Annotated in this window: 6 protein-coding genes and 1 pseudogene; 4 read left to right on the top strand and 3 right to left on the bottom strand. The window is 55.2% G+C overall.

The genetic code is table 11. The annotated features are described in order from the left end of the window. From F8N21_RS16670 to F8N21_RS16655, 4 genes and pseudogenes are all read left to right on the top strand, one after another. Nucleotides 1-179: pseudogene (locus F8N21_RS16670) on the top strand (glutamate/aspartate:proton symporter GltP); the annotation flags it as partial. A gap of 127 nt (nt 180-306) precedes the next feature. After that, nucleotides 307-600, top strand: coding sequence for a hypothetical protein (locus F8N21_RS16665; RefSeq protein WP_150643153.1), 294 nt, complete (start codon nt 307-309; stop codon nt 598-600). A 321-nt stretch (nt 601-921) separates the two neighbouring features. After that, entirely contained in the window at nt 922-1,251 is a 330-nt protein-coding gene (locus tag F8N21_RS16660; RefSeq protein ID WP_150643152.1) for a hypothetical protein, read from the top strand. Between the two features lie 29 nt (nt 1,252-1,280). Then, complete coding sequence (locus tag F8N21_RS16655) at nt 1,281-1,472, top strand: hypothetical protein (protein WP_150643151.1); 192 nt, start codon at nt 1,281-1,283, stop codon at nt 1,470-1,472. 188 nt (nt 1,473-1,660) lie between these two features. On the opposite strand, the gene F8N21_RS16650 is transcribed toward F8N21_RS16655, so the two are convergent. The 3 genes from F8N21_RS16650 to F8N21_RS16640 all read right to left on the bottom strand — a co-directional run bounded on the left by F8N21_RS16650 (nt 1,661) and on the right by F8N21_RS16640 (nt 6,043). Further along, a complete protein-coding gene (locus F8N21_RS16650) occupies nt 1,661-2,437 on the bottom strand; it encodes a hydroxypyruvate isomerase family protein (protein ID WP_150643150.1) in 777 nt (258 codons plus the stop codon). 82 nt (nt 2,438-2,519) lie between these two features. Beyond that, entirely contained in the window at nt 2,520-4,922 is a 2,403-nt protein-coding gene (locus F8N21_RS16645) for an efflux RND transporter permease subunit (protein WP_150643149.1), read from the bottom strand. After that, entirely contained in the window at nt 4,919-6,043 is a 1,125-nt protein-coding gene (locus F8N21_RS16640) for a WD40/YVTN/BNR-like repeat-containing protein (RefSeq protein ID WP_150643148.1), read from the bottom strand. The genes F8N21_RS16645 and F8N21_RS16640 overlap by 4 nt, the downstream gene beginning before the upstream one ends. Nucleotides 6,044-6,074: the final 31 nt, after the last annotated feature.

The following is a 6,074-nucleotide window of genomic DNA, read 5'->3' as shown; positions in this document are numbered from 1 at the left end:
ACCGCATCATGGACATGGCCCGTACCGCGCTGAACGTGATCGGCAATGCCCTTGCCGTGCTGGTCATCTCGCGCTGGGAAGGCATGTACGACGACGCCAAAGGCCAACGCTACTGGAACTCCCTGCCACACTGGCGCAGCAAAGAGCCGCTGCCAGCTGGCGAGGCTTCTAACAACTGAGACCCACGCGCCTGAAAATGGAAATGATTATTTCTATTTATCCGTGCTGACTCCCCTATTAATAGCCAGCCGACCGGTAAGCCCAACCGACGGCACATCATTTTTTGGGTACAAGGATAGAAAACCCATGAGCACCCCGCTGCGCATCAACGAAGCACTTTTGATTGCCGGCGACGCATTTGCACCTTTTCAATGCGTCGCCTGGGCTCCGCAAGACGGTAATGGCGAACTGAGCCTGACTGTCATCGACCGGACCAACACTCGTATTGGCCGCAAACAGATTCCAAGCAGTGCCTATTCCGATCCGGCGCAGCTGGAAAGCCTGCTGGAAGAGGCGCGCGCCGAGTTGAGCCAAGAGGGCTACATGCTGCAATCCTGGACAATGCCAGAGTTAAGCATTCTCGCGGATCGCTACCGGTGAGAGCGCGTAATCAAGGGGCCGAGGGATTCAAATTTCGCCTTTATCCTCGATCGAATCTGGCCTCGGAGGCGTTGTAAGCAATTGCGTACAATGGCTTAGGCAATTGCCCGCCGCCTAATTGCTCCCTGGCCAGTTAATATCACCCGTTGTGTTGATGGATCGACCAGGCAAACAAGGCTGAGAGCCAGGGACATCGCAGAAGAGCGATGCATCAGGGACGATGCCCAATGGATATGGAATGAGTAGAAAACGGCGGCTTTCATCCCGCCGTTTTTTTCGTCTGTATAAAACCCACTCAAAAACAAAAAAAAGATCTAATTCATGTCGAATTCCAATGTTCTGGCTGACAGTAATATGTTGAGTTCTCTCGCCGCGTATGACGCAGTTATGGGGCTGAGCAGCAGGCAGACGGTACGGTGGGGGAACCTGCTGTTCAAGATCATCGAAGGCCGCCTCCTGCCCCTGGTAATGGAAGCCGCCGGTCGTGCCGAGGGCTATGCCTTAGGCTTACGCGATGCGGGGGTCATCACTGAAGTTCAGCGCAATCGGATGGCGTGTGTGGCCTTGGCCGTGACCGCTGACAAAATCCACAGCTTGCCCCCGATGTGTAAGGGCATCCAGGACCTGGCAACCGATCCGGTCGCGTCGTGATCCGCCCCACGTGCACCGCAGGACCCAAAATGTATTCAGCGGTATCGTTCAGACACAACGGCAAGTTTTATGCCGAGGTGGATGCCGTCACCCTGTATGGAGCTGACGGCTACTTGATCCTGACGCATGCAAACGACGACAGCAGCCGTATTTCCGAGGGGGCTGAGGCGCTGTTTGAAGCGCTGTCAGGACTTGGAATCCGGGCCAACAAGCGCCCCTAAGTCGCTGCGCATAACGGCGTTTTCATTAAATGTCTCCTCGCAAAAAAGCCCGTAGGCCCAGACATAGGTTCGGTGAGTCTTTTTCAGAAGGTTAGACAATCGCAGGTGTTTTCACGCAGGCTAGACCCATAGCCAACCAAACTTCTCTGTAGCAGATGGATATTCACACTTCTAGCAACAACCAACTTTTACTGGTTTCTTAAATCGCAACGAAAACGATCAAGCCAGCTCATACCTTCGAGTGTGCCAATAGCAGGCTGATACTCACATCCAACCCATCCCGCGTAGGGATATGCATCTATCGAATCTAGAATTCGAGGTAGGTTCAGGTCACCTACATCGGGCTCATACCGCCCTGGGTATCCCGCGATCTGTAAATGATCGGCCTGGGGAAGATAGCGCGCAAGGCACGTCAGAGGATCGAGGCGCTCCATCGAAGCATGATAAAGATCCAGAATCAGGCCTAACCCTTCAAGTCTTTGCGTCCAACTGATGGCCCCCGCTAGTGTTCGAATAAAATACCCAGGCACCGACATTTGATTGATGGCTTCAATCACAATCTTTACGTCATGACGGGCAGCCTCCTCGATGGCCCACCGCATGTTTTCGACAAATTGTCCGCTCGAAACCGCGTAATTTGCCTGTTCGACCACACCGGCTAGCACGTGAAGCAGTGGACTTCCTCCTTCCACGGCATATTCGAGTCCCAGGTTAAAATCCTCACGAAAGTCCCCCGCTCTTCCGCACAAGGCCGCCAGCCCTTTACTGCCAGCTCGCAATGGCACGGTTGCCAACACCTGTTGAAGACCTGTGCGACGCAAGCGTTCAGCAATGTCGACCGCCGCCATGTTGGGTGCAAAACTGAACTCGACGGCTTCAAAGCCCGCATCCCGCGCGGCGCCAAAGCGATCCTCGAAAGACCATTCGGTGAACAGGAGAGTGAGATTCGCGGCGTATTTGATCATTCAGTTCATTAAGCCCAACGAGTTGAGTACGGATCACGATGAATGGGGCCAGCTATCCCGGCCCCACCCAGGTGGTCAAACATCACGCATTCACACGCAACGGCTTGGGTTTGAGCAGGAAGTGTGCAAGGGCTGGCACGAGTACCAACGCCCCTACCATGTTCCAGATGAACATGAAGCCGAGCAGGATGCCCATGTCGGCTTGGAACTTGATGGGCGACAGCACCCACGTGAGCACTGCAATGCCCAGCGTAATCCCCGTCATCACCACGACCTTGCCGGTAGAAAGCAGCGCAAGGTAGTAAGCGTCAGAAAGGCTTGAGCCGTTTCGCAGGTTGGTGAGTGTCACGCTGAGGATGTACAGCGCGTAATCCACACCGATACCCACCCCCAACGCAATCACCGGAAGCGTCGCCACCTTGATGCCGATGTTGAGCCCCACCATCAAGGCTTCGCACAAAATAGAGGTCAGCATCAACGGTAGCACCGTACACACCACCGCACGCCAGGATCTGAAGGTAATGAAGCAAAGCGCGATGACGGCCGCGTACACCATAAACAGCATCTGAATATTCGAACGCTTCACGACGATATTGGTTGCCGCTTCGATACCGGCATTGCCCGCCGCATTAAGGAACTGGATCTGATCGGTGTTATGGGTCGCCGCAAACTGCTCGACGGTCTGAACCACGCTGGTGAGCGTGTCCGCCTTGTGATCAGTAAGATAGACATACACCGTCAGCAGATCGCAATTCTGGTTGAACAGCTCTCGCGGCGCACGGGTGATGATCGCATTCAACAACCCCTGGTTACGGGGTATCTCATACCAGGTCATGCTGCCTTCATTCATGCCGGCCGCAGCCTGCTTGCTCAGCGCCGCTAACGATGTCGTGGAAACCACCCCCGGCAACTGCTGAAGCTGCGCTTCCAGTGCATCCACTGAAACCAGTGTCTGGTAATTGGCGCAGAAGTATTGGGGCGTTTTCACCATCACCACGTACTTGTCGCTGCTGGCTGAAAAGTTGCTGACCATGAAGCGGTTGTCGCTGTTGTATCGCGACTCGGGACGCAGTTCCGGTGCCCCGGGATTCAGATCGCCGATCTTCACATGAAGGCTCACGGCAAAGCCTGCCACCCCCAGAATCACGGCGACGATGATTGCACCGCTTGCCCATTTACGTTCGGTAAATCGATCCAGAAAAGCCCAAAATGGATGCCGGGTGTGATGAGCATCTAGCTGCGAGAACTTGTCGTTCGCCGCTTCACGCAGTGCCGCTGCTTTGCTGACACCGGTGTACGACAGCAAAATTGGTAGCAAAATCAGGTTGGTAAAAATCAAAGTCAGAACGCCGATTGTCGCGGCGACGGCGAGATCCTGAATGACCGGAATTTTGATGATCATCAACACAGCGAAACCCACGGCGTCTGCCACCAGCGCCATCAGCCCGGTCAAAAATAGTCTACGAAAGGTGAAGCGTGCCGCCACGAGTTTGTCGGCTCCGCGCCCGATGTCCTGCATGATGCCGTTCATTTTCTGGGCGCCATGACTCAACCCGATCGCAAACACCAGGAACGGAACGAGGATCGAATACGGATCGAGGTCAAAGCCCAAGGTGGGCAGCAACCCCAGCAACCAGACGACGGCGATGATCGAACACAGCAGCACCAATAACGTGCTGCGCACACAGCGGGTGTACCAGAACAACACGATGCCGCAAATCACCAACGTCGCGGCGAAGAACAGTTGCATCTGCCGCATGCCGTCAATCAGATCGCCCACCACCTTCGCAAACCCGGTGATGTGAATTTTGATGTTGTCGGTTTCGTATTTGGCCCGAATCTGTTCGAGCTTGCCTGAAAGCGCGTTGTAATCCAGAGGCTTGCCGCCGTCCGATGTGATGTCCTGAAGAGGCAAAAGCACGATGCTGGATTTGAAATTGGAGGCTACGAGCCGACCTACTTCGCCTGACCGATCGACGTTCTGCCGAACCTGCTCCAGACTCCTGGCAGAACCATCGTAGTCGTCAGGTATAACCGGCCCGCCGTCGAAACCCTCTTCCGTCACGCCGATCCAGCGGGTCGCCGGAGTCCACAGGGACTTCATGTATGACCGGTCGACGCCAGGAAGTAAAAAAACCTCATCGTTGATTTTCTTGACCGTTTCCAGGTATGCGGCATCAAAAATGCTGCCCTGTTTGGCCTCGATCGCAATCCGCAAGGTGTTGCCACCTTCGCCCAGCTGGCCGCGATTCTTCAGATAGTTTTGTACATAAGGGTGATCCGTTGGGATCATTTTTTCGAAGGCAGCATTGAGCTTCAAACTCAGCGCTTGGTAGCCGAGCACCAGACTGAGCAACACACAAATGCCCAAAATGATGCTGCGATGATTGAACAGGAGCCGTTCAACTAGAGTGCCCGAGGAAGGATCGAATGCATCCGGCTTAGGGAGGGTGTGATGCTCGGTAGAATGAGTAAAGCTGTTCATTGATCGTGCTCCGGCGATTCCACTGCAACTGCGGACGACAGCATGCCGCGTGCACTACTGAGGATTAGGTTACCGTTCGCGGCTTGCACCATGCCTGTGAAGTAACTGGGTTGAGTCACCTGCAGGACAGAGGCTTTGGTATCGCCATCCGCGAAGCGCAACACTCTTCCAGACTCATCAGCGAGGAGTACCGATCCATCGTCAAGACGCAACCCACTGGTCAACGTGACGGGCTGCAAGGTATCGAGGCGCTGCCAGGTATCGCCGCGATCCTTGGACTCGAAGGCTTTTCCACGAAGCCCAAACGCCAGAATCGATCCGCTGTCGGTCGCCTGAAGCCCGAAGGTCGTGCCCTCATAAGGCGAAGCCAGCGACTCGAAGGTCTGTCCCTCATCGCTCGACCGCAATAACGTGCCCTGCTCTCCGGCGACAAAGAGGTCAGCCCCCACCCGCTCGATACTGTAGAGATGCAATCCGGAAGGGTTGTCGATACGGGAACGGATGGATTTCCAGCTGAGTCCTCCATCATGCGTGACAAACGCGAGGCCATAAGCGCCCACCACCAGCCCGTCTTTGGCGTCGAGGAAAAGCAGATCGAGCAACGGCTTGTCGGGGCCTTCGTCAACAAGTTGCTGTGCCTGAGCGAGACGCTCCTGCGCCTTCGCTGCATCGTCGGAGCTCTGCATATCGAGCGTGGCTTCCTGCAATTCGATCTCGGCCGCCTGGACACCATCAAGCTGTTTGCTCCAGGTCAGTCCGCCATCCTGGCTGTGCAAAACAACCCCCGCATGCCCGACAGCCCAGCCTTCGAGGTCATCAATGAAGCGAACCTTGACCAGCGTCATGCTGACCGGGGAACTGACTTGCTTCCAAGTGCCGCCATTATCATTAGAGACAATGATGAATCCTCTTTCGCCGACGGCCACGAGTCGTTGCCCTGCACGGGCAACACTCAGCATTACTGATTGGGCCGCCATGGCACTGGTAATCGATGGCTGAACCGGCAATCCATCTGTTTGTGCCGCCGCAGCCGTGCTAGAGAGCGCCGTCACGATCGACACGCTCAGCATGAACGCCTTGAACGAATGTTTATGTAAAAGCCTGGATGTTTGAGTACGCATTACTGAGCCTCGATGATGCGGTTCAGTGGAC

The organism is Pseudomonas fluorescens (genome assembly GCF_902497895.1).
GTDB lineage: Bacteria > Pseudomonadota > Gammaproteobacteria > Pseudomonadales > Pseudomonadaceae > Aquipseudomonas > Aquipseudomonas fluorescens_BP.
The sequence above is the reverse complement of the archived record's forward strand: the minus strand, read 5'-3'. Positions and strand labels throughout refer to the sequence as shown.

What these genes read in the sequence shown, in the direction of transcription:
- F8N21_RS16665 (WP_150643153.1), top strand. Translation starts at nt 307, where the DNA reads ATGAGCACCCCGCTGCGCATCAACGAAGCACTTTTGATTGCCGGCGAC.
- F8N21_RS16660 (WP_150643152.1), top strand. Translation starts at nt 922, where the DNA reads ATGTCGAATTCCAATGTTCTGGCTGACAGTAATATGTTGAGTTCTCTC.
- F8N21_RS16655 (WP_150643151.1), top strand. Translation starts at nt 1,281, where the DNA reads ATGTATTCAGCGGTATCGTTCAGACACAACGGCAAGTTTTATGCCGAG.
- F8N21_RS16650 (WP_150643150.1), bottom strand. Translation starts at nt 2,437, where the DNA reads ATGATCAAATACGCCGCGAATCTCACTCTCCTGTTCACCGAATGGTCT.
- F8N21_RS16645 (WP_150643149.1), bottom strand. Translation starts at nt 4,922, where the DNA reads ATGAACAGCTTTACTCATTCTACCGAGCATCACACCCTCCCTAAGCCG.
- F8N21_RS16640 (WP_150643148.1), bottom strand. Translation starts at nt 6,043, where the DNA reads ATGCGTACTCAAACATCCAGGCTTTTACATAAACATTCGTTCAAGGCG.